The following is a 23,509-nucleotide window of genomic DNA, read 5'->3' on the forward strand; positions in this document are numbered from 1 at the left end:
CTAAAGCGCCTCCCACATGATAAAAAACCTACGAACCCAACATCCATTCCAGCCCCATGGCCACATGCAGCTCGGTGCTGTCGAGCAGCGGCAGCGACGCGTCCAAACCATCGAGCAGCAAGCCAATCTCGGTGCAACCGAGGATGGCCACCTCGGCGCCCTGCCCCTGCAGCGCGCGCAAACAATCCAGATAGAACGCCCGCGCCGGCGGCAAAAAATGGCCCTGGCACAGTTCGGCAAAGATCACCCGGTCGACTTCCGCCATCTGCGCCGCGTTCGGGGTGATTACTTCGATGGCAAAGCGCTCGGCCAGGCGCTGACGGTAGAAGTCCTCCTGCATGGTAAAGCGCGTCCCGAGCAAGGCTGCACGGCGCACACCTTGACGTTGCAGGGCCTGGCCCACGGCATCGCCGATATGCAGCAAGGGAATATCCACCGCAGCTTCAATGGCCGGCGCCACCTTGTGCATGGTGTTGGTGGCCAGCAGCAAGGCCGTTGCTCCCGCTCGTTCAAGACCCTGAGCCGCCTGCGCCAGCACTTGCCCAGCCGCCTGCCAGTCGCCACGCCGCTGCAGCTCGGCGATCTCGGCAAAATCCACGGAATGCAGCAGCAGCGGTGCCGAATGCAGACCGCCCAACTGCTCGCGCACGCCCTGGTTGAGCACGCGGTAATAACTGGCCGTGGACTCCCAACTCATGCCACCCAGAATGCCTAGCTGACGCATATCACCTCCCACTCACTAAAGCCTGAGCCTAATCCGCCACCGCCCCGGCGCACAGGCACAGTGCGTGGCAGAGCGGTCGGTACAGCCTTATCTATTAAATCGAAAAGGCATATAAACCTTTCCAAACATTCTTAGACTCTCTAAGCAGCAACCCTTATCTTCTCCGCCCTGCGTGGCCGCCCCGTCTGGATTGGCGCGCCCGATACCTCACACGAGATTCGCACGCTAAGGATGTCCATGTTCTGGGATTCACTGCCCCTGCCCTTGCTGTTTGTCGGCGCCCTACTGATCTGGGTGCTGTACGCCTTTGTGCGCGAGAAATGGAGCCCGGATATCGTCGCGGCCATTGCCGTGGCGGCGCTGCTGATTACCCAGCTGCTGACGCCTGCGGAAGTGCTCAGCGTGCTGAGCAACTCGGCGCCGGTGACCATTGCCTGCATGTTCGTGCTGTCCGCCGCGCTGGAGCGCACCGGCTGCATCGACGCCCTCGGCAATTGGCTGGGCAATCTGGTGGGCACCAGTCCGATTCGCGTGCTCACCGGCTTGACCGTCACCGCTCTGGTGATTTCCGCCTGCCTGAACAACACCCCGGTGGTGGCCATCCTCACCCCGGTGGCCATCGCCCTGGCCCGCCGCGCCGGCACGCTGCCGTCAAAACTGCTGATCCCGCTGTCCTACGCCACCATCCTCGGCGGCACCCTGACGATGATCGGCACCTCGACCAACATTCTGGTCGACGGCGTGGCGCGCAAGGCGGGCCTGGCGCCCTTCGGCATCTTCGAGATCACTGGCGCGGGCCTGATCCTGGCCAGTGTCGGCATGCTCTATCTGCTGACCATCGGCCGCCACCTGCTGCCTAACCGCGAAACCCTGTCCAAGCAGCTGCGCCCGGATCTGGACCGCACCTTTATGACCGAGCTGCTGGTGCCGCACGATTCGCCGGTAATCGGCAAGACCCTGCACGAAGCCAACCTCAACGGCGGCAGCGGCCTGCTGGTGCTGAAACTGTTTCGCGAGGAGCTGGAACTCACCGAGCCCGCTGCCGACACCCTGCTGGCCAGCGGCGACCGCCTGGTGCTGCACGGCCAGGTCAAGGACGTGGTCGATCTGCGTGAAAGCGGCCACCTGATCTTCAACCGCAGCGATGCCTTCGAGACCATCAGCAGCCATGACGTGATCCTCGCCGAGGCCATCGTCGGGCGTAACTCGCGCTACAGCCACCGGCCGATGCGCGACCTCGACCTGACCGCGCGTTATGGCATTGCCGTACTCGCCGTACACCGACAGGACGAGAATATCCAGGGCAACCTCGACGACTTCGAGCTGCAGTTTGGCGACGTGATGCTGGTGGAAGGCACCCCGACACAGATCAAGCGCTTTGCCGACAACGGTGAACTGATCAGCCTCAACGCCGTACAGGAACGCGCCTTCCGCCGCGACAAGGCGCCGATTGCGATCATCGCCACCCTCGCGGTAATGATCCTCGCCGCGTTCGGCGTGATGCCCATCGAGGGCCTGGCGATCATCGGCGCAGTGACCGTGCTGGCCACACGCTGCCTGGATGTGGAAGACGCCTACAAGGCGGTGGACTGGAAGATCCTCAGCCTGATCTTCGGCATGCTGGCCATCAGCATCGCCATGGCCAAGGTCGGCTTGGTCACCCTGCTGGTGGAAAACGTCATGGGCTGGCTGCCCTGGGCTGGGCCGCTGTTGATGCTGAGCTTTATCTACCTGTTCACCTCGATCCTTACCGAGATGCTCTCAAACAACGCCGTCGCCGTGCTGGTCACCCCGATTGCCATCGGCATGGCCCAGCACCTGGGCGTCGACCCGCGTGCCTTTGTGGTCGCAGTGATGTTCGCCGCCAGCGCCAGCTTCGCCACGCCCATCGGCTATCAGACCAACACCTTTGTGTATAACGCCGGCGGCTATCGCTTTACCGACTTTATGAAGGTCGGCATTCCGCTCAATCTGCTGCTGTGGATAGTGGCCAGTTTCGTCATCCCCTGGTTCTTCCCGCTGACACCGGTTTGACGGCATAAGCGGCGAACATATCGATCTAAGCCAAGGCCCTTTTCATTGCTCCAGCGCATTGACCGGGCCTTGCTGCTTTGCCCATGCTGCCAACCTTTCAATCTGCTCTGAAGGAACGCGCGCATGAAATTGGAAACCCTGGCCATCCACGCCGGCTACAGCCCCGATCCGACCACCAAGGCAGTGGCGGTGCCGATCTACCAGACCAGCTCCTTTGCCTTCGATGACACCCAGCACGGTGCCGACCTGTTCGACCTGAAGGTCGCCGGCAATATCTATTCGCGGATCATGAACCCGACCAACGCCGTGCTCGAAGAGCGCGTGGCGGCGCTGGAAGGTGGCGTCGGTGCACTGGCCGTGGCCTCGGGCATGGCCGCCATCACCTACGCGATCCAGACGGTGGCCGAGGTCGGCGACAACATCGTCTCGGTGGCCAAGCTCTATGGCGGCACCTACAACCTGCTGGCCCACACCCTGCCGCGCTTCGGCATCCAGACCCGCTTTGCCGCCCACGACGATATCGCCGCCCTCGAAGCGCTGATCGACGAGCGCACCAAGGCGGTGTTCTGCGAATCCATCGGCAACCCGGCCGGCAATATCGTCGACCTGGCTGCCCTCGCCGCTGCCGCGCACCGCCATGGCGTGCCGCTGATCGTCGACAACACCGTGGCCACGCCGATTCTCTGCCGCCCGTTCGAGCATGGCGCGGACATCGTTGTGCACTCGCTGACCAAATACATCGGCGGCCACGGCACCAGCATCGGCGGCATCGTGGTCGACTCCGGCAAGTTCCCCTGGGCCGACAACAAAGTGCGCTTCCCGCTGCTCAATACCCCAGATCCGTCCTACCATGGCGTGACCTACACCGAAGCCTTTGGCCCCGCCGCCTTTATCGGCCGCTGCCGCGTGGTGCCGCTGCGCAACACCGGTGCGGCGCTGTCGCCGTTCAATGCCTTCCTGATTCTGCAAGGCCTGGAGACCCTGGCCCTGCGCATGGAGCGGCATACCGAGAACGCGCTGAAGGTCGCCCACTACCTGCAGAACCACCCGCAGGTAGCCTGGGTGAAATACGCCGGCCTGCCGGATCATCCCGAGCATGACCTGGCGCTGCGCTACACCGGCGGCAAACCGGCCTCAATCCTTTCCTTTGGCATCGTCGGCGGCCAGGCTGCCGGGGCGCGGTTTATCGATGCACTCAAGCTGGTGGTGCGCCTGGTGAATATCGGCGATGCCAAATCGCTGGCCTGCCACCCGGCCTCGACCACCCATCGCCAGCTCAATGACGAAGAGCTGGAGCGCGCCGGCGTGCCGCGCGACATGGTGCGCCTGTCCATCGGCATCGAGCACAGCGACGATATCCTCGCCGACCTGGCTCAGGCGCTGGACGCTGCGGCGAGCTGATCGCCCTTGATATCCGCGCAAGCGACTCCAGATTAGGGATAACCGCCTCTGGAGTCGCCCATGTCCAATCCCCTGCTGATCCCCTGCCCGCACTGCAACGGCCTCAACCGTATTCCCGCCGAGCGCCTGGGCGATGCGCCGCGTTGTGGCCGCTGCAAGGCCGAGGTGCTGCCGAGCACGCCTTTCGAGCTAACCCAGGCCAACTTCGATGCGCAGAACAAGGGCGACCTGCCGCTGCTGATCGATGTGTGGGCCAGCTGGTGCGGCCCGTGCCGCAGCTTTGCGCCCATCTATGAGCAAGCCGCCGCGCAGCTGCAAGGCCACTGCCGCCTGAGCAAACTGGACAGCGAAGCCAACCCGCAACTGTCTGCAGAAATGGGCATCCGCTCGATCCCCACGCTGATCCTGCTCAAGGGTGGCGTGGAAGTCGCCCGGCAGAGCGGCGCCCTGCCCTTGCCGCAACTGTTTGGCTGGCTACGCCAGCAGGGCATCTGAGCGAATCGGTCAATCGAGCGGCGACCTGCTGGTCATTACTCTGCCATCGACCAACCTTTAGGCTGGCTGCACAACAATACGTGTGGAGCCGAGCATGTCGATGCCTACTGAGCTGGTACGCCAGCTGACCGAAGAACAGATCGCCTTTGTAAAGCGCAGCGGGCTCGAGGCCGAAGTGCTGGAAGTGGGTCACGTGCGCCTGCGCATGCCACTGGTGGGTAACCAGAACCATATCGGCAGCATGTACGCCGGCGCGCTGTTTACCCTGGCGGAAATTCCCGGCGGCGCGCTGTTCCTCACCAGCTTCGATGCCCAGCGTTTTTACCCCATCGTCAAGGAAATGAACCTGCGCTTTCGCCGCCCCGCCAGCGGCGATATCTGGGTCGAGGCACGCCTTACAGCGGAAGAAATCCAGCAGTTGCAAAAGCAGGCAACAGAACTTGGCAAAGCCGAGTATGTTTTACAGTTGCAGCTGACCGATGAGAGTGGTGAAGTAGTGGTCGAGAGTCGCGGTCTGTACCAATTACGCGCACGCTGACACCTGACCTTGCCCTGGGTCAAAAGTCCAGCTATGACTCGAGGTCACAATAAATGTGCCGACATGCATCGGCAGGAGAACGCCGACCATGCCCAGTCACATCCTTATTGCCCACGACCTGCGCGACACTGCGGATATGGCCCTGTGCCGCGCCACGCAGCTGGCCAAGCAGTTCAACGCCAAACTGACCATCCTCCATGTGCTCGACCCGAGCAAGAGCAGCCAGGAGCATGAGCAGGCCAAGCAGGCACTGGACCGCAGCCTGACCCAGTTCGCCCCGCCCGGTAGCCAGCTGCTGATCCGCACCGGCATCAAACCCTCGGAAGTGGTGCTGCAGCAGCTCAATGAGCTGGGTTGCGACCTGTTGGTACTGGGCGGCCATCACCAGCGCCACGATTTCTTCTCCGGCACCAGCCTCGACCGCATTGCGCGTAACTGCCCGGTGCCGCTGCTGCTGGTCGCGCGTAACGACTCGCGCCCGTATGAGCGCGCCCTGGCCGCCATCGACTTCTCGCTCTGCGCCTGCAGCGCCCTCGGCCAGGCTTACCGCCTGCTGCCGGAAGCCGCCGAACTGCATGCCCTGCACGTATTCGAGCCGGACAAGGGCACGCCCAAGCAGGTCGAAGCACAACTGAGCACGCAGAAAGCCCTGATCAACCAGTTGCTGGAAGATGAAGCACAGAACCTGCCGGAGCAAGGCCCGACCCTGACCCACTCGGTGGAGCAAGGCGGCATCCTGCGCTGCCTGCAAGCGCGCCTGAAAAGCACCAACACCGAGCTGCTGGTACTCGGCAGCCACGGCCGCAGCGCACTGTCGCAAGCCCTGCTCGGCAGCCTGGCGCAGCACTTCCTGCACAAGGCGCCTTGCGATATCTACGTCGTTCGCTAAGAGCCTGCTGACGATCTGCTGCGCGTCGGCCCTGCTGCGTTGAAAACAGGTTCGGAATGCTCATGTACAAAAGTACACTCCGCTTCCTCACCTGTTTTCGCCTTGCATGGCTCTAGCTCGCGAGATCGTCAACAGGCTCTGAACCAGCCCAACAAAAAAGCTGCCTAGGCAGCTTTTTTGTTTTCCATCCGCCGTATTAGCTGGCGTTAAGCAGGTCATGCAGCTCGACAAACTGCTGAGTAAGCTTGTGGCTGCGGTCCAGGTAGATCAGCGGCGTACAGGCCTGGTGCGACTCGCGCATTTTCACCGAACTCATCAGGTTAACCGGCAGCACCGGCAAACCCTCGGCGACCAGCTCATCGAGCAGCTGCTGCGGCAGCGTGGCGCGCGGCTGGAACTGGTTAACCACGATGCCTTCGACCTCCAGGCCTTCGTTGTGGTCTTCCTTGAGTTCTTCGATTTCGCGCAGCAGGCCATACAGCGCCTGGCGCGAGAAGCTGTCGCAATCAAAGGGAATCAGCACACGGTCGGCGGCGATCAAGGCGGAGACAGTGTAGAAATTCAGCGCCGGCGGGGTATCGAGGTAGATGCGCTCGTAGTCTTCGCTGAGGTCTTCGAGCAGTTTGCGCAGCTTGTTGATCTTGTGCTTCTGCTCCAGCTTGGGCTGCAAATCGGCCAGCTCGGCGGTGGCGGTGACCACATGCAGGTTGTCGAACGGCGTTTCGTAGATATCCACGCTGCCTTTCTTGCCGAACGGCGCCGATGACAGGGTGCCCTTGAAGAACTCGGCAATGCCCATGGGAATGTCCTCGCCGGTCAGGCCGGTGAGGTAATGGGTCGAGTTGGCCTGGGCGTCCAGGTCGATCAGCAGCGTGCGATAGCCCTGGGAAGCGCTCACCGCGGCCAGGTTGCAGGCAATACTGGACTTACCCACACCGCCCTTCTGATTGAAGATCACGCGCCGCATGAAATACCCCCTGAATCCCGCATAAACCCCGAAATGGTCCCGGATTCTATGCAAACTACGTGACAAGGGCGAGATTTTCGGCAAAACCGCGCCGCCTCCGGTCAGAACAGCAGGCCACAGATTTGCGCATGGCCCGTACGGTCTGGATAATGCCAGCACTTCGCCACACCTGCTGCCAAGCCCTTCGCTGGTTGCGGCTGGCCGTAGCCGACATGGACGCCCACCGCGTGACACATTTCAGGATCGAACAATGGCGTGCCTGGGCCCCTGGCCTGGACAGCACGGCTGACTGGTGCGCCTGGCATCAGGCACCCTCGCGCCTGGTGGATGCTGGTCAGCAGCCGGATGTCAGCGCACTGCCGGCCATGCAGCGCAGACGCTTAAGCCGCCTGGCGCGGATGGCCTTTCACGTCGCCTGGCCCTTGGCCGAAGCACACCCGCAATTACCCATGGTGTTCGCCAGTCGGCATGGCGAAACCCCACGCACCCTGACGATTCTGAGCGACCTGGCGCATGGCGAGCCGCTGTCGCCGACCCAGTTCAGCCTCTCGGTGCATAACGCGATCATCGGCCTGTGGTCGATCCAGCGCGGCGATCACAGCGAAATGACCGCGATAGCCGGCGCTGGCGATGGCCTGGAAAACGCCATACTGGAAGCCTGCGGCATGCTCCATGACGGCGCACCGGCGGTGCTGCTGGTGATTGCCGAGGAAACCCCACCCGAGCTTTACGCACCGTTTATCGATGACGTGCCGTTTCCCTATGCCGTTGGCCTGTTGCTGACGCCAGGTGATGACTGGCAGCTGCAACTGAGCCGGGGCGAAGGCGCTGGCAGCGAATGGCCCCATGCCCTCAATCTGGTCCGCGCCCTGTGCAGCGATCAGCCGACCCTGCAGCACCACTGGAAGAGCCGACAATGGACCTGGTCACGCAACAAGGCCTGAGCCGTTACAGCGCGCCCTATGTCTGGCGGCTGATTGCCACGGCCCTGAGTTTCAGCCTGTTCGGCATCGGCGGTGTGCTGCTGCGCGTGCTGATCTTCCCGCTGCTGGCCCTGCTGCCCGGCGATGCCCTGAGCCGACGCACCCGCGCGCGCGCGGTGGTGAGCAAGACCTTCTACCTGTTCGTGCGCTTTATGTACCGCAGCGGCGTGCTGACCTACGAGGTTGAAGGCATCGAGCGCCTCGGCCAGCCAGGGCAGATGGTCATCGCCAACCACCCGTCACTGATCGACGTGGTGGTGCTGATCGCCTTTATTCGCGACGCCAACTGCGTGGTCAAACAGAGCCTGTGGGATAACCCGAGCATGCGCGGGCCACTGCGCGCGGCCCACTACATCAGCAACAGCGGCAGCATGGACATGCTCGACGAAGCGGCCGGTGCGCTGCAAAGCGGCCAGACCCTAGTGATTTTCCCCGAAGGCACGCGCACCACGCCGGGGCAGGCACCAGAATTTCACCGTGGCGCGGCGGCCATCGCCATTCGCGGCGCGCGCATCGTTACCCCGGTGGTGATCAGCGTTAGCCCCACGACTCTGACCAAAGCCGAGCCCTGGTACAGCATTCCGTCGCGCCGTTTTCACATTCGTCTGCGCGTAGGCGAGGATATCCACCCACAGCAGTTCAATGCCATGGGGCCGCCGCCAATCGCCTCACGCAAACTCAACGATTTTCTGCACCAACACTTTATGAAGGAGCTCGCCAAAGATGAGCGATTTGCAGCTGGAAATTAAAAACCTGATCATTGACGCCCTCGGCCTGGAAGACATGGCTGCCGAAGACATCGCCGCCGACCTGACCCTGTTCGGTGAAGGCCTGGGCCTGGATTCGGTAGACGCCCTGGAACTCGGCCTGGCGATCCAGAAACGTTTCGGCATCAAGATCGACGCCGAAGCCAAAGACACCCGCAAGCACTTTGCCAACGTAGCCAGCCTGGCGGCATTCGTGTCATCGCAACAGACCGCCTGAGGAAGCCGCCGATGCAAACCCGTGAAGAGATTTTCGACACCCTGCGTGACGCGCTGGTCGAGCTGTTCGAGCTGGAGCCCGAACGTATTACGCCGCAAGCCAACCTCTATCAGGACCTTGAGATCGATAGCATTGATGCCGTTGACCTGATCGACCATATCAAGCGCCAGACCGGCAAAAAACTCGCGGCCGAAGAGTTCAAGGCGGTGCGCACCGTCGGTGACGTGGTCGAGGCGGTGCTGCAGCTGGTCAACGCCCCAGCCAGCGAATAATGAGTCGCCTATTTGGCCTGCTCCTGCTGCTGGCCGGGCTGCTCTATCCCTTTGCCGTGTATTACGGCATGGAGCATCTGTCGCCACGCCTGTTTGCCGCCGTGCTCGGCGGTCTATGGCTGGTGCGTGCGCTGAGCCAATGGGGCAAACCGGGCAACCGCTGGATGACCGCCGTGGCCCTGGGCTTCTGCCTGTTGCTGGGTCTGGCCGGTGAGCCTGCACTGCTGCGCTGGTATCCGGTGTTGCTCAACGGCCTGCTGCTGGCGCTGTTCGGCCTGAGCCTGAAGTTCGGCCCGCCGCTGATCGAACGCCTGGCGCGCCTGAGCGAACCGCAGTTGCCGGAAGTGGCGGTGCGCTATACCCGCACTGTCACCCAGGTCTGGGCCTGGTTCTTCCTGGCCAACGGCCTGGTGGTAGTGGCGCTGAATTTCTGGGCGCCGCTGAGCTGGTGGACGCTGTATACCGGGCTGATCGCCTACGGCCTGATGGGCCTGCTGTTTGCCGGTGAGTGGCTGGTGCGCCAGCGTGTAAGGAGACATGAATGAACTGGCTGCCCCTCGAGCACCTGCTGCTCGACGCCCACCCAGGGCGCGCAGTAACCGCAGAGCTGGATCACCCCCAGCTGCGCCAGCACGCCCTGCAGCTGGCGGCTGAGCTGCAACGCCGTGGCGTAAAACGCCTGGCGCTGTACCTCGACGATGCCGCTGAGCTGGCCATCGCCCTGCTGGCCGCCTGGCACGCGGGGATTGCCGTGCTGCTGCCGGCCGACGCCCAGCCGCAAACCCGCCAGCGCCTCAGCACGCAGTGCGACCTGTGGCTGGACAATCTCGATGGCCTGCTTAACGCCGACAGCGCTGCGCTGCCGCCCGCCCCGCTTGATCTCGACCAATGCCGACTGACCCTGTGCACCTCTGGCTCCAGCGGCGAAGCCAAGCTGATCGACAAATCCCTGCGCCAGCTGGCCAATGAAGTCGTAGCCCTGGAGCAACTGTGGGGCGAGCAACTGGGCAGTGCGACCATCCTCGGCAGCGTCGCCACCCAGCATATCTACGGCCTGCTGTTTCGCGTGCTTTGGCCACTCTGCGCCGGCCGCGTCTTTCTGCGCCGCGCCCAGCCGTTCCCCGAAGATCTGCAGCGCGAAAGTCTGGCAACCGGCACTGATTTCGCCTGGGTAGCCAGCCCTGCGTTGTTAAAACGCATGGGCGACAACCTCAACTGGCCTGCCCTACGTGCAGTGCGCCAGGTGTTCTCCTCGGGCGGTGCGCTACCCAGCGAGACAGCAGCCGAGCTGCATGAGCTGCTTGGCCAATGGCCCACAGAAATCTACGGCAGCTCGGAAACCGGCGGCATTGCCTGGCGCCAGGGCGGCGAACTGTGGACGCCCTTTGCCGGCATCGAACTGGGACAGAACGGCGAAGGCGCGCTGCACCTGACCTCGCCCTACCTGCCAGCCGGCCACCGCGAGCAGACCGCCGATGCGGTGGAACTGCAGGCCGATGGCCGCTTCGCCCTGCGCGGCCGCCTGGACCGGATTATCAAACTGGAAGAAAAACGTATCTCCCTGCCCATGCTCGAACAGGCACTAAGCAGCCACGAGTGGCTCAGCGATGCCCGCCTGGGCGTGGTGCAGGAAGGCCGCGCCTACCTCGGTGCGCTGGTGGCCCTGAGCCCGGCCGGTTTGCACGCACTGCGCAACCAGGGACGCAAGACCGTCAGCGAAACCCTGCGTCGGCATCTGGCCGGTCATTGCGAAGCCATCGCCCTGCCACGACGCTGGCGGCTGCTCGCTCAGCTGCCCTACACCAACCAAGGCAAACTGGCGCAAGCCACGGTCGAAGCACTGCTGGCCGCGCCACGCCCAACCCAAGTGGAGCCACTGTCGGCTGTCGAACAGGACGGCGAATGGCAGCTGGAGCTGGTGGTGCCGCTGGATCTCGCGCACTTCACCGGCCACTTCCCGCAGACCCCGGTGCTACCGGGCGTGGTGCAGGTCGATTGGGCGCAGCAACTGGCGCGCCGCCTGATCAAAGGCCTGCCGCCGCGCTTCAGCGGCATGGAGGTACTGAAGTTCCAGCAGTTGGTACGCCCCGGCGATCAGCTGCAACTGACCCTGCGTTTCGACGCCGCACGCGGCAAGCTGTACTTCGCCTTCCGCAACGGCGAAGCCCCCTGCTCATCCGGGCGGATTCTGCTGGGGCCTGCGCAATGAATGGCTTTTGTAGGTTGGCGTTGAGCGCAGCGATACCCAACAGGCCGGCGATGGGTATCGCGCTGCTCCACCCATCCTACGGTGCGTCACGCCATGCATAAGCCCTGCGCGGTAATACCGGTCTACAACCACGAGCACGCGCTGCCCGTGGTGGTCGCTGCACTGCACGCGGCCGGCCTGCCCTGCGTGCTGGTGGACGATGCTTCCAGCTCAGCCTGCGCGGCAGTAATGGATCAGCTGGCCACACAGCCCGACACCCATCTAGTGCGCCTGGCGGTCAACCAGGGCAAGGGCGGTGCGGTCATGGCCGGGCTGCGTGAAGCAGCGCGCCTGGGTTTCAGTCATGCGCTGCAGGTGGACGCCGATGGCCAGCACGACCTTAGCGACCTGCCGCATTTCATCAACGCATCGCAGGCAGCCCCTGAGGCGCTGATCTGTGGCTATCCGCAGTACGACGACAGCGTGCCGAAAGGCCGCCTCTACGCGCGCTACCTGACCCACGTATGGGTGTGGATCAACACCCTATCGCTGAGTATTCGCGACTCCATGTGCGGCTTTCGCGTCTATCCGCTGCCGGCCACCCTGGCGCTGATCGACGCGGTTAACCTCGGCACGCGCATGGATTTCGACACCGAGATTCTGGTGCGCCTGGCCTGGCGCAATCAGCCGATGCACTGGCTGCCGACCAAGGTGCATTACCCGCTGGACGGCCTCTCGCACTTTCGCCTGTGGCTCGACAACGCGCTGATCTCGAAGATGCACACCAAACTGTTCTTCGGCATGTTGCTGCGCGCCCCGCTGATCCTCTGGCACAGGTGGCGCGCATGAGTGGCCAGCAGCATTGGGCCGGGCAGCGCGAGCGCGGCAGTTTTATCCTGATGAAATTCACCGCGCTGCTGGCGCGCCTGCTCGGCCGCAGGCTGATCAGCCCGCTGCTGTACCTGATCGTGCTGTATTTCTACCTGTTCGGCACCAAGGCACGGCGCAGCATCCGCCAGTACCAGCGCAACCTGGCCAACTGGAGCGGGCGGGCCGAGCTGCAGCCCAGCCGCCTGTCGGTGTTGCGCCACTTTATGAGCTTCGCCGACACCCTGCTCGACAAGCTCGATGTGTGGAACGGCAAGCTCGGGCTGGAGCAGGTGACCCTGATCGACCCAAGCAATGCCTGCGCGCAGCTGCACCAGCAAGGCCGCGGGCAGATGCTGGTGGCCGCACACCTGGGCAATCTGGAAGTCTGCCGTGCCCTCGCCGAACTCGGCGAGCGGGTGACGATGAACGTGCTGGTGCACACCAAACATGCCGAACAGTTCAACCGCCTGCTCGGCGAAGCAGGTGCCACCCACCTGCGGCTGATCCAGGTCAGCGAACTGGACGCGGCGATCATGCTGCAATTGTCCGAGCGTCTGGAGCGCGGCGAATGGCTGGCGATTGCCGGCGACCGGGTGCCGCTCAAGGGCAGCCGCAAGGTCAGCGTGGATTTCCTCGGCAAGCCCGCTGCCTTCCCACAAGGCCCGTGGTTGCTGGCCGGGCTGCTGCAATGCCCGGTCAACCTGATTCACTGCCTGAAAATCGATAACCGCTACCAGGTGATCATCGACCCCTTCGCCGAGCGCCTGCACTGGAAGCGCAGCGAACGGGACGAGGTGATCCGCCACTGGACCCAGCGCTACGCCGACCAGCTCGCGCAACGCTGCCTGGATGCGCCCCTGCAATGGTTCAATTTCTACCCGTTCTGGAATGAAGATGACGACACATCAGCCTGATCCCATCGTGTTTGGCGAGCGCCCCTTGAGCATCGAGCAGGTCGTCGCCCTAGCCAGCCGCAGCGCCCCGGCGCAGCTGCAAAGCGATGCCGCCTACCGCGAAAAAATCGCCAAGGGCGCGCGTTTTCTCGACAGCCTGCTGGACAAGGAAGGCGTGATCTACGGCGTCACCACCGGCTACGGCGACTCCTGCGTGGTGGCTGTGCCGCTGCACCAGGTCGAGGCGCTGCCGCGTCACCTCTACACCTTCCACGGCTGCGGCCTGGGCAAGCTGCTCGATGAGCCAGCGACCCGCGCCGTGCTTGCCGCGCGTTTGCAGTCGCTGTGTCAGGGCGTCTCCGGGGTGCGCGTGGAGCTGCTGGAACGCCTGCAGGCGTTTCTTGAATTTGATGTGCTGCCGCTGATCCCGGAAGAAGGCTCGGTGGGCGCCAGCGGCGACCTCACGCCGCTGTCCTATGTCGCCGCCACCCTCAGCGGTGAGCGTGAAGTGATGTACAAGGGCGAGCGCCGTAGCGCCGCCGATGTGCACAAGGAACTCGGCTGGACGCCGCTGACCCTGCGGCCGAAAGAAGCCTTGGCGCTGATGAACGGCACAGCAGTAATGACCGCCCTGGCCTGCCAGGCTTATTCGCGCGCCGATTACCTGCTGAAATTGGCTACGCGTATCACCGCGCTTAACGTGGTGGCGCTGGAAGGCAACCCGGAGCATTTCGACGAACGCCTGTTCGCCGCCAAGCCACACCCGGGGCAGATGCAAGTCGCCGCCTGGCTGCGCCAGGACTTGGCCATCGACGCGCCGACCGCGCCGCTGCACCGCCTGCAGGATCGCTACTCGCTGCGCTGCGCGCCGCATGTGCTCGGCGTGCTGGCTGACAGCCTGGGTCTGCTGCGCCAATTTATCGAGATCGAACTGAACAGCGCCAACGACAACCCGCTGATCGACGCCGAAGCCGAGCGCGTGCTGCACGGCGGGCACTTCTACGGCGGGCATATCGCTTTCGCCATGGACAGCCTGAAAAACCTGGTGGGCAACGTCGCCGACCTGCTCGACCGCCAGCTCGCCCTGTTGGTGGATACCCGCTACAACCACGGTCTGCCAAGCAACCTGTCCGGCGCGCCGAGCGTCAGCGCGATGATCAACCACGGTTTCAAGGCCGTGCAGATCGGCACCAGTGCCTGGACTGCCGAAGCGCTGAAAAACACCATGCCGGCCAGCGTGTTCTCACGCTCCACCGAGTGCCACAACCAGGACAAGGTGAGCATGGGCACCATCGCCGCCCGCGACGCCCTGCGCAGCCTGGAACTGACCGAGCAGGTCGCCGCCGCCACCCTGCTGGCCGCCAACCAGGGCGTGTGGCTGCGCCTGCGCGACGGCAAGAACGACATCCCCGCGCCGATCGCCACCATGCGCGAACAGCTGGCCGTGGACTTCCACCCGGTGATCGAAGACCGCGCCCTGGAAGCCGAACTGCGCCTGTGCCTGGTGCGCATCCGCGCACAGCACTGGAGGCTCTATGCGTAGCAAGGGGGTATTGCAGGCGGAAATCGAACTGCAGGTGCCGTTCTTCGACGTCGACATGATGGAAGTGGTCTGGCACGGCCACTACGTCAAATACTTCGAAGAGGCGCGCTGCGCCCTGCTCGACAAGCTCGGCCACAACTACGTGCAGATGCGCGACGCCGGCTATGCCTGGCCGGTGATCGACCTGCAACTGCGCTATATCCGTGGCGCCCAGTTTGGTCAGAAGATCATCGTGCGCGCCGATCTGGTGGAGTGGGAGAACCGCCTGAAGATCAACTACCTGATCGTGGACGCCGCCAGCGGTGAGCGCATGACCCGTGGCAGCAGCGTGCAAGTGGCGGTGGAAATCGCCACGCGGGAGATGCAATTTGCATCGCCTAAGGCGCTGATCGACGCCGTTGAAAAGGTGGTGGCGTGAACAGCCTGCACAACCTCGTAGCCCGGATGAAATCCGGGAAGCGTTTTCCGACCTTGCAACGCTCGCGGATTGCATCCGGGCTACTGCTACTCCTGCTTCTGACACCACAAGCTTATGCCTTCGACCTCGACCAACTCAGCGCCCAGCTAGCCAAACCTGCCGTAGTACGCGGCCCGCTGATTCAGGAAAAGCATCTGCGCGCCCTGCCGCAGCCGCTGACCAGTCGTGGCCAGTTCATCCTCAGCCGCGACCTCGGCCTGCTCTGGCAATTGCAAAGCCCGCTCAAACAGGATTACCGCATCGACGGCCAGGGCATCGCCAAGCGCACGCCCAAAGGCTGGCAACAGCAACCGGGGCAGGATGTTGCCGCCCAACAGAGCCGGCTGTTTCTCGCCGTACTCAAAGGCGACCACAGCGGCCTGTCCAAAGATTTTCAGCTGCACCTGAGCGGCACCGCCGAAGCCTGGCAGCTGCGTCTGGTGCCGAACTCGGTACTGCTCAAGCAGATTTTTAGCCGCATCCAGATCGAAGGCGGCGCCCTGGTGCAGCGTATCGAGCTGCATGAAACCCAGGGCGACCACAGCGTGCTGCGCTTGCCGGAAAGCCAGGCCGGCGCTGCCTTGACCGAGCAGGAGCAACGCAACTTTGCCCAGTGAACGCTGGCTGCCGCGCGGCTTTCTACTGCTGCTCGCGGCCCTGCTGGCACTCGCCGCCTGGCAGTGGCGCGATGGCCCACCTGTGGCGGCAGATATGCTTGCGCTATTGCCAGCCGGTAACGGCGACGCCCTGGTGCAGCAGGCCGAACAACGCATGCAGGAGCCGCTTAATCGCGACCTGTTGCTGCTAATCGGCCACCCGCAGCGCGAACAGGCGGTTGCCCTGGTGCAGCAGATTGGCGAGCAGTGGCGCGGCAGTGGGCGTTTCGCTCAGGTGCAGTGGAGCGTCGACAGCGACCTCGTGGCGCTGCGCGACTACCTGCGCAGCAACCGTCTGGCCCTGTTGCCGGCGGCGGATCGCCAGCTGTTGCTGGAGCAACCACAACAACTGATTGAACAACGCGCCGCGCAGCTATTCGACACCTTCGCCGGTTTCAGCCTGCTACCCATCGAGCAGGACTGGCTGGGCCTGGGCGTACGCGCACAGCAGGCACTGAACCCCGGCAGCCGTATCCAGGCCGACCTAAGCAGCGGCGCCTTACTGCTGGAAGAACCGGGCATGACCTGGGCCCTGCTGCGCGCCAGCGCCCAAGGCAGCGCCTTCGATATGCAGGAACCACCGCTGATTGCCGCCCAAGTCGCCGCTACCCGCGCGCAGGTTGAAACAGCCGGCGGCAAACTGCTCGCGGCCGGTGGCGTGTTGTATGCGGCAGCCGGCCAGGCCAAGGCCACCCGCGAGATCAGCCTGATTGGCGGCGGCGCCACGCTCGGCACCCTGCTGCTGTTGCTGCTGGCCTTCCGCCGCGTGCGGGTGCTGGTCAGCCTGTTGCCCATCGGCATGGCGCTACTCGCTGGCTGCACCGCCTGCGTGCTGGTGTTCGGCCAGATCAACGCCCTGACCCTGGTACTGGGTGCCAGCCTGGTCGGGGTCGCCGCCGACTACCCGCAACACTATTTGAGTAAAAGCTGGAGCAACGTCGAGGGCGCGGACGGTTGGACCAGCTGGGGCGCGCTGCATGCCACCCTGCCGGGCCTGAGCCTGAGCCTGGGTACCAATCTGATCGGCTACCTGGCGCTGGCCTTTACCCCGTTTCCGGCGCTGACCCAGGTCGCGCTGTTCTCCGCCGCTGGGCTGATCGCCGCTTACCTCTGCTCGGTATGCCTGCTGCCGGCCTGGTTGCGCGGCCTGCGCCTAAGCCCATCACCACAGCTGCTGAGCCTTAGCCAACGCCTGCTGGCTGGACGGGCACGCCTGCTGAGCAAAACTGGGAGCGCGCCGCTACTGATGCTATTGCTGCTGTTCTGCGCCGGCGGCCTGTGGCAACTGCATACGCAGAATGATCTGCGCCAGTGGCTGGGCAAGGAGCCGCAACTGCTCGCCGAAGCCCAGCGCATCGCCGAGCTGACCGGCCAGCAGCCCACCAGCCAGTTCTTTCTGGTGCGTGCCGACAATCCGCAGCAGCTGCTGGAGCGCCAGGCGGCGTTGAGTCAGCGTCTGGATCAGGCGGTGCAGAACGGTCAGTTGCGTGACTACCGCGCCCTGAGCCAGCTGGTCGCTCCGGACAGTCAGCTACAGGAGTTGCGCGCTGCGCTGGGCGCACTGCCGCAGCACTGGCAACCGCTGCTCGACCTGGGCATTCCGCCAGCCGCGCTGCAAGGCGAACTGCTGACGCTGCAACAGAACAACCAGGCGAGCCTGGAGCAAGCCCTGGCCAGCCCCTTGGGCGAGGCTTGGCGACCGTTATGGCTGGGTTCTCATACAGAAGGCGTAGCCGGGCTGGTCAGCCTGCAAGGGCTTAGCAACAGCAGCGAACTCAAGCCGCTGGTCGAGGGCCTGCCGGGGGTGCAGCTGGTGGATCGAATCAGCGAACTCAACGCGCTGTTTAGCGCCACCCAACTTAGCGCCGCAGAATTAAAACTCATCTCCAGCGTGGCGATCCTCTTGCTGCTGTGCCTGCCGTTTGGCCTCGGCGGCGCACTGCGGGTGGTCTGCCTGCCGCTGCTGGCGGCGCTAGCGGCGCTGGCCTGCCTCGGCTGGCTGGGCCAGCCGCTGACCCTGTTCAGCCTGTTTGGCCTGCTGTTGATCACCGCCATCGGCGTCGATTACGCCATTCTGATGCGCGAGAACATCGGCGGGCCGGCGGTCAGCCTGCTCGGCACCCTGCTCTCGGCGCTGACCAGTTGGCTGTCGTTCGGCCTGCTGCTGATCAGCGACACCCCGGCGATTGCCAACTTCGGCCTGGCGATCAGCCTTGGCCTGCTGTTCTGCTTCCTGCTCGCGCCCTGGGCCGGTACCCAACAGGTGAGCGCGCCAATTCGTAATCAAGGAATAGCGTCATGAGTGTTATCGGGTTCTGGCTGCTGGCCCTGGCGATCTATGCGCTGGTGGCATGGGTCGGCGGCCGCCGCTTGATTCCCATCGTCGGCCAGTTGCTGGTCGCCAGCCTGGCGATTCCGGCGTTGCTGCTGTTGTGGGTCGAGCCGCACTGGCAGCTCAGCGCCAAACAGCTGCTCGCGCCCGAATGGCTGAACCTGGCCTACGGCCTGTGTTTCGCGTTGTTGCTGGGCTACATCCTCAGTGATGTGATCGACCTGGAGGTGAATGCTGCCTGCCTGAAGATCGCCCTGCCGAGTTTCCTCGTGCCGATGCTGGCCGGTTTGGCCTGCGCCGTCTGGCTGCTGCCTGGCGAGCGCGACTGGTTGAGCGCGGTGGGCATCGGCCTGCTGTTTTCGATCACCGCGATCCCGGTGCTGTACCTGTTTCTGCAGAGCATCGGCTACCCGCTGGAAGCGACCAAACGCCTGCTGCACGCGGCCATCCTGATGGACTTTATGTGCTGGAGCCTGTTCGGCCTGGCCCAGGGCAGCAGCAACCCGGCTACTTTGCTCTGGCCACTGCTGGCCGCCGGCCTGCCACTGCTGCTGCGCGCGCTGAAACTGCGTCACGGCCTGTTCTACAGCCTGCCGTTCTTTGCCCTGATGCTGCTGTTCCAACAACTCAAGCTCAACGCCCTGGTATTCGGCATCGCCTATATGCTCTGCCTGGCCTGGCTTAAGCAGCCGTTTCGCCTGCCGTTGCCGGCGCATCACTGGAAGTTGCTGTTGAATGGCCTGGCAGTGCCGCTGATCCTCACCTACGGCGTGCTGCGCGTGGATTTCCACAACATCGGCGCGCACTATTCCTGGCTCTACCTCGGCGCGTTGCTGGTGCTGCCGGTGCTGAGCAAGGTACTGGGCAGCTGGTTGGGCCTGCACTGGGCCGACCCGGCGGCCTCAAGCCAGATCAAGTGGCAGGAAAGCCTGCTGCTGAATATTCGCGGGCTGACCGAAATTGTCTTCCTCAACCTGCTGCTGCAATTGCAGTTAATCGATGCCCTGGTGTATTTCAGCTTGCTGCTGATGAGCCTGTTTTCCACACTGCTGCCAGCCCTGCTCGGCACGCGCCCAGCCACCCATGCCATTAACGAGGCAAGAAGCCGCCATGAAGTCTCTTGAAGTCGAACAACGCCAGGTTGTAGTCATAGGCGCCGGCCCTTCCGGGGCGATTGCCGCGGCGCTGCTCAAGCGTAATGGCCATGACGTGCTGGTACTGGAGCGCCAGCGCTTCCCGCGCTTCTCGATCGGCGAGAGCCTGCTGTCGCACTGCCTGGACTTCGTCGAAGAAGCCGGAATGCTCGACGCGGTGCGTGCGGCGGGATTTCAGACCAAGCATGGCGCGGCCTTTGGCTGGGGTGAGCGGTATACCGAATTCGATTTCCGCGACACCTTCACCAAAGGTCAGGGTTCGACCTATCAGGTGCTGCGCGCCGACTTCGACAAACTGCTGGCCGACCAGGCCGAGTTGCAGGGCGTGGAAATCCGCTATGAAGAGGAAATCTTCGCCGTCGATTTCAGTGGCGTGCGCAGTGGCAACTGCCCACGCCTGAGCGTACGCCGCCTCGCCGATGGCCACGAATACCAGGTCGAATGCGCCTTCGTCCTTGACGGCAGCGGCTACGGCCGGGTGCTGCCGCGCCTGCTCGACCTCGACACCCCCTCAAGCTTCCCGGTGCGCCAGGCGGTGTTTACCCACGTCGAAGACCGCAGCGAGGGCAGCGGCTTTGACCGCGAAAAAATCCTGATCAGCACCCACCCCGGACTGCGCGATGTGTGGTTCTGGACCATCCCATTCAGCAACGGCCGCTGCTCGGTGGGCGTGGTCGCGGATGCCACCCGTTTCCAGGGCCGCCCAGACGACCTGGACGCCTGCCTCAAGCAGTTTATTGAGGAGACGCCCAGCCTGCACAAGGTGCTGAAAAATGCCGTATGGGACACCCCGGCGCGCAGCATCGGCGGCTACTCGGCCAACGTGAAAACCCTGCACGGCCCGGGCTTTGCCCTGCTCGGCAACGCCGCCGAGTTTCTCGATCCGGTGTTCAGCTCTGGCGTAACCATCGCCATGCGCTCGGCGAGCATGGCCGCCGCCCTGTTGCACCGCCAGCTCAGCGGCGAGACGGTGGACTGGGAGGCAGACTTTGCCATCCCGCTCAAGCGCGGCGTCGACACCTTCCGCGTGTATGTCGAGGGCTGGTACGACGGTAGCTTCCAGGACGTGATCTATTTCGAGAAAGCCCAGCCGGAAATCCGCCGCATGATCAGTTCGATCCTCGCCGGCTACGCCTGGGACCAGAGCAACCCCTACGTCGCCGAACCCAAGCGACGCCTGCGCGTGCTTGCTGAAATCTGCGCCAGCCACGAATAAGGACATGTATGAACAACCCGGCCGCCACCTACGTCGAGGAAACCCGCTTTGGCTTCTGGTTCTTGCAGAGCCATGTCTGGCACCACCATGTGCTGCGCGTGGCAATCAATGACCTGCGTGGCCTGTTCGCCGAGCCACTGCCAGAGGCGCCGGTGCTGCTGGATGCCGGCTGCGGCCAGGGCAAATCCTTCGGCCTGCTCGCCGAGGCATTCAAACCGGCGCGAATGATCGGCCTGGATGCCGACCCGCACAGCCTCGACTGCTCGCGCGCTGAAGCCGAGCGTCTGGGCCTGGATGTGCAGCTGATCGCCAGCGACTGCGCGGCCATCGACCTACCGGATGCCAGCGTCGACCTGCTGTTCTGCCACCAGACCTTCCATCACCTGGTCGAGCAGGAGCAGGCTCTGGCCGAATTCTGGCGCGTACTCAAGCCGGGCGGGCGCTTGCTGTTCGCCGAATCCACCCAGTACTACATCGACACCTGGGTGATCCGCTGGCTGTTCCGCCACCCCATGCATGTGCAGAAAAGCGCCGAAGGCTATCTGCAGATGTTGCGCGGCCAGGGCTTCGAGTTCGCCGCCAATAATGTCTCCTATCCCTACCTATGGTGGAGCCGCGCCAAAGACTTTGGCCTGCTGGAACGCTGGGGGCTGCTAAAGCCCAAGCCGGTCGGCCAACGCAATGAAACCCTGGTCAATGTGGTGGCACGCAAGCCGCTCGAGGCAACTTCGGCATGAAGCGCCTCGTCCTCATCGGCCTCGGCCTGCTGCTCAGCGCCTGCGCCGCCCGCACGCCGCTGCCGCTGAGCGCACCGAGCTTTGGCGCGCCACTGCCCGCCGCGCTGCGCGTCGAACGCCAGCAAGGCGCGGACCAGCAAACCTGGTGGCTGGTGGTGCAGGCCGAACAATCGGCACTGCGCTGGTCGCTGTTCGACCCCCTCGGCGTGCCCCTGGCGCGGCAGCTGCTGGAAGCAGGCCAGTGGCGTGCCGATGGCCTGCTGCCGCCCAATAGCGAGGCACAGGAGCTGTTCGCTGCCCTACTGTTCGCCCTCACTCCAATCGACAAACTGCCTGCCAGCTATGCACCGGACACCTGGCAGCAACTGGCCGACGGTCAGCGCCGGCTTAATCCGCACTGGTTGATCGACTACCACGCGCCGTTGGATTTCACCCTGAGTCAGGGCCAGATGCTGAGTTACCGGGTCTATGCCCTCGCCGACGAAGAGATTCCCTGATGCCGGTCTACCTCAACGCACTGGGCCTTAACTGCGCCCTCGGCCAAGGCAAGCAGGCGGTGGCAACCGCGCTGTTTGCCGGCGATAGCAGCGGCATGCAAGCGCAAACCGGCTGGGTAGCCGAGCGCGCGCTGACCGTCGGTGCCGTGCCTGGCGACCTGCCGGATTTACCCGAGCTGCCGGGCCATCCACCGAGCCGCAATAACCAGCTGCTGCTGGCTGCGGCACTGGAAATCGAGCCAGAACTACGCGCCGCCATCAGCCGTTTCGGCGCCGAGCGTATCGCCGTGGTACTCGGCACCAGCACCTCGGGCATTGAGGAAGCCAGCCAGAGCATCGCCACCTATCTCAAAGAGGGCGAGTTGCCGGCGAATTATCACTACGCCCAGCAGGAGCTGGCTGAACCGGCGAACTTTCTTAGTGATTGGCTGGGCCTGAGCGGGCCTTGCTTTAGCATCTCCACCGCTTGCACCTCAGGTGCGCGGGCACTGCTCAGCGCGCAGCGTCTGCTGAACCTGGGCGTATGTGATGCAGTGATTTGCGGCGGTGTGGACAGCCTGTGTCGCCTGACACTCAACGGTTTTACCGCCCTGGAAGCCGTCTCGGCCGAGCGCTGCAACCCGTTTTCCGTGAATCGCCACGGCATCAATATCGGCGAGGCTGCGGCGCTGTATCTGATGAGCAGAGAAGCGCTACCCGGCTGCGCTACAGTCACCCTGCTCGGCGGCGGGGCCAGCTCTGACGCGCACCATATTTCCGCACCGCAGCCCGATGGCCTCGGTGCCCAGGCGGCGATGCGCAAAGCCCTGGCTGCGGCCGGGATCGGCGCTGATCAGGTCGATTACCTCAATCTGCATGGCACCGCCACCACCCACAACGACGCCATGGAAAGCCAGGCAGTGCAGGCGATTTTTCCCCACGGCGTACCGTGTTCATCCAGCAAATCCATGGTCGGCCATACCCTCGGCGCGGCCGGCGCCCTGGAAGCAGCCTTCTGCTGGCTGACCTTAAGCGAATACAACCCTGAGCAGTTACTGCCCCCGCACCTGTGGGATGGCCAGGCTGACCCAGCCCTGCCAGCGCTAAATTTGGTGCAGCCCGGAACCCGCCTGAGCAACAGCAGCGCACACCGACTGATGAGCAACTCTTTCGCCTTTGGCGGTAACAATATCAGCCTGCTCTTGGGTGATGAGCTGAGCGAAGCGCCAGGAGAACCCGCATGAGCCAATGGCCAATCGCCGAACTGATCCCCCACGCCGCCGACATGATCCTGATCGATCAGGTGCTGCGCTTTGGCGACGAGGACATCGAAACCCAGCTCACTGTTCGCCCTGAAGGCCTGTTTAATCAGGCCGACGGCAGCCTGCCGGCCTGGGTCGGCATCGAGCTGATGGCGCAGAGCGTGGCCGCTTACGCCGGCTGCCAGGCGCGTCTGCGCGGCGAGCCGGTAGAGCTGGGTTTTCTGCTCGGCACGCGCAAGTACGAGTGCAATGTCGAACGCTTCCCAGTAGGAGCCGAGCTGCATATCCATGCGAGCCGCTCGCTGCAGGATGACAACGGCATGGGCGTATTCGAGTGCCAGCTGCGCGGCCCCGGCATCGAGGCCCTGGCCCGCCTTAACGTATTCCGTCCACCCCAGGTGGCCAGCTATCTTCAAGAAGACTTTCAGGAATAACAGC

25 protein-coding genes are annotated in these 23,509 nt (G+C 63.8%); 23 read left to right on the top strand and 2 right to left on the bottom strand.

The window, feature by feature from the left end; translation table 11 throughout:
- Positions 1 to 28: 28 nt before the first annotated feature.
- Complete coding sequence (locus Q8M42_RS15915; protein WP_304863970.1) at positions 29 to 724, bottom strand: aspartate/glutamate racemase family protein; 696 nt, start codon at positions 722 to 724, stop codon at positions 29 to 31.
- Positions 725 to 961: 237 nt separating this feature from the next.
- Here Q8M42_RS15915 and Q8M42_RS15920 point away from each other — a divergent pair, with 237 nt between their 5' ends.
- The 5 genes from Q8M42_RS15920 (at position 962) to Q8M42_RS15940 (ending at position 6,081) form a co-directional block, all read left to right on the top strand.
- Positions 962 to 2,758 (top strand): SLC13 family permease, encoded by a 1,797-nt coding sequence (locus tag Q8M42_RS15920; protein ID WP_304863968.1) that lies wholly within the window; start codon positions 962 to 964, stop codon positions 2,756 to 2,758.
- A 123-nt stretch (positions 2,759 to 2,881) separates the two neighbouring features.
- The gene (locus Q8M42_RS15925) at positions 2,882 to 4,159 is read left to right on the top strand and encodes a bifunctional O-acetylhomoserine aminocarboxypropyltransferase/cysteine synthase (protein ID WP_304863966.1); all 1,278 of its coding nucleotides are present in this window, start codon (positions 2,882 to 2,884) and stop codon (positions 4,157 to 4,159) included.
- Positions 4,160 to 4,219: 60 nt separating this feature from the next.
- Positions 4,220 to 4,654, top strand: coding sequence for a thioredoxin TrxC (trxC, locus tag Q8M42_RS15930; RefSeq protein WP_275960483.1), 435 nt, complete (start codon positions 4,220 to 4,222; stop codon positions 4,652 to 4,654).
- Positions 4,655 to 4,748: 94 nt separating this feature from the next.
- Positions 4,749 to 5,192 (top strand): YiiD C-terminal domain-containing protein, encoded by a 444-nt coding sequence (locus tag Q8M42_RS15935; protein ID WP_304863964.1) that lies wholly within the window; start codon positions 4,749 to 4,751, stop codon positions 5,190 to 5,192.
- 88 nt (positions 5,193 to 5,280) lie between these two features.
- Positions 5,281 to 6,081, top strand: a complete 801-nt coding sequence (locus tag Q8M42_RS15940) for a universal stress protein (RefSeq protein ID WP_304863962.1) — start codon at positions 5,281 to 5,283, stop codon at positions 6,079 to 6,081.
- A 196-nt stretch (positions 6,082 to 6,277) separates the two neighbouring features.
- On the opposite strand, the gene Q8M42_RS15945 is transcribed toward Q8M42_RS15940, so the two are convergent.
- Complete coding sequence (locus Q8M42_RS15945) at positions 6,278 to 7,048, bottom strand: ParA family protein (RefSeq protein WP_304863960.1); 771 nt, start codon at positions 7,046 to 7,048, stop codon at positions 6,278 to 6,280.
- 227 nt (positions 7,049 to 7,275) lie between these two features.
- On the opposite strand from Q8M42_RS15945, the gene Q8M42_RS15950 reads away from it, so the two are divergent.
- The 18 genes from Q8M42_RS15950 (at position 7,276) to Q8M42_RS16035 (ending at position 23,505) form a co-directional block, all read left to right on the top strand.
- On the top strand, positions 7,276 to 7,992 hold the full coding sequence (locus tag Q8M42_RS15950; RefSeq protein ID WP_304863958.1) for a beta-ketoacyl synthase chain length factor: 717 nt from the start codon (positions 7,276 to 7,278) through the stop codon (positions 7,990 to 7,992).
- The gene (locus tag Q8M42_RS15955; protein WP_304863955.1) at positions 7,965 to 8,780 is read left to right on the top strand and encodes a 1-acyl-sn-glycerol-3-phosphate acyltransferase; all 816 of its coding nucleotides are present in this window, start codon (positions 7,965 to 7,967) and stop codon (positions 8,778 to 8,780) included. Before Q8M42_RS15950 ends, Q8M42_RS15955 begins: the two co-directional genes overlap by 28 nt.
- Positions 8,755 to 9,015 carry a phosphopantetheine-binding protein gene (locus tag Q8M42_RS15960; RefSeq protein WP_090249897.1) on the top strand — a complete coding sequence of 87 codons (261 nt, stop codon included), beginning with the start codon at positions 8,755 to 8,757 and terminating at the stop codon, positions 9,013 to 9,015. Before Q8M42_RS15955 ends, Q8M42_RS15960 begins: the two co-directional genes overlap by 26 nt.
- A gap of 11 nt (positions 9,016 to 9,026) precedes the next feature.
- Positions 9,027 to 9,287, top strand: a complete 261-nt coding sequence (locus Q8M42_RS15965; protein WP_304863947.1) for an acyl carrier protein — start codon at positions 9,027 to 9,029, stop codon at positions 9,285 to 9,287.
- The gene (locus Q8M42_RS15970; protein ID WP_304863945.1) at positions 9,287 to 9,832 is read left to right on the top strand and encodes a hypothetical protein; all 546 of its coding nucleotides are present in this window, start codon (positions 9,287 to 9,289) and stop codon (positions 9,830 to 9,832) included. Before Q8M42_RS15965 ends, Q8M42_RS15970 begins: the two co-directional genes overlap by 1 nt.
- Positions 9,829 to 11,496, top strand: coding sequence for an acyl-CoA synthetase family protein (locus Q8M42_RS15975; protein WP_304863942.1), 1,668 nt, complete (start codon positions 9,829 to 9,831; stop codon positions 11,494 to 11,496). Before Q8M42_RS15970 ends, Q8M42_RS15975 begins: the two co-directional genes overlap by 4 nt.
- 93 nt (positions 11,497 to 11,589) lie before the next feature.
- Positions 11,590 to 12,324: a glycosyltransferase family 2 protein gene (locus Q8M42_RS15980; RefSeq protein WP_304863939.1), complete on the top strand. Its 735-nt coding sequence runs from the start codon at positions 11,590 to 11,592 to the stop codon at positions 12,322 to 12,324.
- A complete protein-coding gene (locus Q8M42_RS15985) occupies positions 12,321 to 13,259 on the top strand; it encodes a glycosyl transferase (protein WP_304863936.1) in 939 nt (312 codons plus the stop codon). Before Q8M42_RS15980 ends, Q8M42_RS15985 begins: the two co-directional genes overlap by 4 nt.
- Positions 13,240 to 14,781 carry a histidine ammonia-lyase gene (gene hutH, locus Q8M42_RS15990; RefSeq protein WP_304863934.1) on the top strand — a complete coding sequence of 514 codons (1,542 nt, stop codon included), beginning with the start codon at positions 13,240 to 13,242 and terminating at the stop codon, positions 14,779 to 14,781. Before Q8M42_RS15985 ends, hutH begins: the two co-directional genes overlap by 20 nt.
- Positions 14,774 to 15,199: a thioesterase family protein gene (locus tag Q8M42_RS15995; RefSeq protein ID WP_304863932.1), complete on the top strand. Its 426-nt coding sequence runs from the start codon at positions 14,774 to 14,776 to the stop codon at positions 15,197 to 15,199. The genes hutH and Q8M42_RS15995 overlap by 8 nt, the downstream gene beginning before the upstream one ends.
- A gap of 26 nt (positions 15,200 to 15,225) precedes the next feature.
- On the top strand, positions 15,226 to 15,855 hold the full coding sequence (locus tag Q8M42_RS16000) for an outer membrane lipoprotein carrier protein LolA (RefSeq protein WP_304864145.1): 630 nt from the start codon (positions 15,226 to 15,228) through the stop codon (positions 15,853 to 15,855).
- On the top strand, positions 15,845 to 18,196 hold the full coding sequence (locus Q8M42_RS16005; protein ID WP_304863929.1) for an MMPL family transporter: 2,352 nt from the start codon (positions 15,845 to 15,847) through the stop codon (positions 18,194 to 18,196). Before Q8M42_RS16000 ends, Q8M42_RS16005 begins: the two co-directional genes overlap by 11 nt.
- Positions 18,193 to 19,350, top strand: coding sequence for a sodium:proton antiporter (locus Q8M42_RS16010; RefSeq protein ID WP_304863927.1), 1,158 nt, complete (start codon positions 18,193 to 18,195; stop codon positions 19,348 to 19,350). The genes Q8M42_RS16005 and Q8M42_RS16010 overlap by 4 nt, the downstream gene beginning before the upstream one ends.
- Positions 19,337 to 20,596: an NAD(P)/FAD-dependent oxidoreductase gene (locus Q8M42_RS16015; RefSeq protein ID WP_304863925.1), complete on the top strand. Its 1,260-nt coding sequence runs from the start codon at positions 19,337 to 19,339 to the stop codon at positions 20,594 to 20,596. The genes Q8M42_RS16010 and Q8M42_RS16015 overlap by 14 nt, the downstream gene beginning before the upstream one ends.
- An 8-nt stretch (positions 20,597 to 20,604) precedes the next feature.
- Entirely contained in the window at positions 20,605 to 21,333 is a 729-nt protein-coding gene (locus Q8M42_RS16020) for a class I SAM-dependent methyltransferase (RefSeq protein WP_304863923.1), read from the top strand.
- A complete protein-coding gene (locus Q8M42_RS16025; protein ID WP_304863921.1) occupies positions 21,330 to 21,830 on the top strand; it encodes a hypothetical protein in 501 nt (166 codons plus the stop codon). The genes Q8M42_RS16020 and Q8M42_RS16025 overlap by 4 nt, the downstream gene beginning before the upstream one ends.
- Positions 21,830 to 23,053: a beta-ketoacyl-[acyl-carrier-protein] synthase family protein gene (locus Q8M42_RS16030; protein ID WP_304863920.1), complete on the top strand. Its 1,224-nt coding sequence runs from the start codon at positions 21,830 to 21,832 to the stop codon at positions 23,051 to 23,053. Before Q8M42_RS16025 ends, Q8M42_RS16030 begins: the two co-directional genes overlap by 1 nt.
- Complete coding sequence (locus tag Q8M42_RS16035) at positions 23,050 to 23,505, top strand: hotdog family protein (protein ID WP_304863918.1); 456 nt, start codon at positions 23,050 to 23,052, stop codon at positions 23,503 to 23,505. The genes Q8M42_RS16030 and Q8M42_RS16035 overlap by 4 nt, the downstream gene beginning before the upstream one ends.
- Positions 23,506 to 23,509 lie beyond the last annotated feature (4 nt).

Source organism: Pseudomonas sp. (assembly GCF_030684895.1).
Lineage (GTDB): Bacteria > Pseudomonadota > Gammaproteobacteria > Pseudomonadales > Pseudomonadaceae > Aquipseudomonas.

Excerpts from the sequence above, each read along its gene's own strand:
- Q8M42_RS15915 (WP_304863970.1), bottom strand. The coding sequence starts at position 724 with ATGCGTCAGCTAGGCATTCTGGGTGGCATGAGTTGGGAGTCCACGGCC.
- Q8M42_RS15920 (WP_304863968.1), top strand. The coding sequence starts at position 962 with ATGTTCTGGGATTCACTGCCCCTGCCCTTGCTGTTTGTCGGCGCCCTA.
- Q8M42_RS15925 (WP_304863966.1), top strand. The coding sequence starts at position 2,882 with ATGAAATTGGAAACCCTGGCCATCCACGCCGGCTACAGCCCCGATCCG.
- trxC (WP_275960483.1), top strand. The coding sequence starts at position 4,220 with ATGTCCAATCCCCTGCTGATCCCCTGCCCGCACTGCAACGGCCTCAAC.
- Q8M42_RS15935 (WP_304863964.1), top strand. The coding sequence starts at position 4,749 with ATGTCGATGCCTACTGAGCTGGTACGCCAGCTGACCGAAGAACAGATC.
- Q8M42_RS15940 (WP_304863962.1), top strand. The coding sequence starts at position 5,281 with ATGCCCAGTCACATCCTTATTGCCCACGACCTGCGCGACACTGCGGAT.
- Q8M42_RS15945 (WP_304863960.1), bottom strand. The coding sequence starts at position 7,048 with ATGCGGCGCGTGATCTTCAATCAGAAGGGCGGTGTGGGTAAGTCCAGT.
- Q8M42_RS15955 (WP_304863955.1), top strand. The coding sequence starts at position 7,965 with ATGGACCTGGTCACGCAACAAGGCCTGAGCCGTTACAGCGCGCCCTAT.
- Q8M42_RS15960 (WP_090249897.1), top strand. The coding sequence starts at position 8,755 with ATGAGCGATTTGCAGCTGGAAATTAAAAACCTGATCATTGACGCCCTC.
- Q8M42_RS15965 (WP_304863947.1), top strand. The coding sequence starts at position 9,027 with ATGCAAACCCGTGAAGAGATTTTCGACACCCTGCGTGACGCGCTGGTC.
- Q8M42_RS15970 (WP_304863945.1), top strand. The coding sequence starts at position 9,287 with ATGAGTCGCCTATTTGGCCTGCTCCTGCTGCTGGCCGGGCTGCTCTAT.
- Q8M42_RS15975 (WP_304863942.1), top strand. The coding sequence starts at position 9,829 with ATGAACTGGCTGCCCCTCGAGCACCTGCTGCTCGACGCCCACCCAGGG.
- Q8M42_RS15980 (WP_304863939.1), top strand. The coding sequence starts at position 11,590 with ATGCATAAGCCCTGCGCGGTAATACCGGTCTACAACCACGAGCACGCG.
- Q8M42_RS15985 (WP_304863936.1), top strand. The coding sequence starts at position 12,321 with ATGAGTGGCCAGCAGCATTGGGCCGGGCAGCGCGAGCGCGGCAGTTTT.
- hutH (WP_304863934.1), top strand. The coding sequence starts at position 13,240 with ATGACGACACATCAGCCTGATCCCATCGTGTTTGGCGAGCGCCCCTTG.
- Q8M42_RS15995 (WP_304863932.1), top strand. The coding sequence starts at position 14,774 with ATGCGTAGCAAGGGGGTATTGCAGGCGGAAATCGAACTGCAGGTGCCG.
- Q8M42_RS16000 (WP_304864145.1), top strand. The coding sequence starts at position 15,226 with ATGAAATCCGGGAAGCGTTTTCCGACCTTGCAACGCTCGCGGATTGCA.
- Q8M42_RS16010 (WP_304863927.1), top strand. The coding sequence starts at position 18,193 with ATGAGTGTTATCGGGTTCTGGCTGCTGGCCCTGGCGATCTATGCGCTG.
- Q8M42_RS16015 (WP_304863925.1), top strand. The coding sequence starts at position 19,337 with ATGAAGTCTCTTGAAGTCGAACAACGCCAGGTTGTAGTCATAGGCGCC.
- Q8M42_RS16020 (WP_304863923.1), top strand. The coding sequence starts at position 20,605 with ATGAACAACCCGGCCGCCACCTACGTCGAGGAAACCCGCTTTGGCTTC.
- Q8M42_RS16025 (WP_304863921.1), top strand. The coding sequence starts at position 21,330 with ATGAAGCGCCTCGTCCTCATCGGCCTCGGCCTGCTGCTCAGCGCCTGC.
- Q8M42_RS16030 (WP_304863920.1), top strand. The coding sequence starts at position 21,830 with ATGCCGGTCTACCTCAACGCACTGGGCCTTAACTGCGCCCTCGGCCAA.
- Q8M42_RS16035 (WP_304863918.1), top strand. The coding sequence starts at position 23,050 with ATGAGCCAATGGCCAATCGCCGAACTGATCCCCCACGCCGCCGACATG.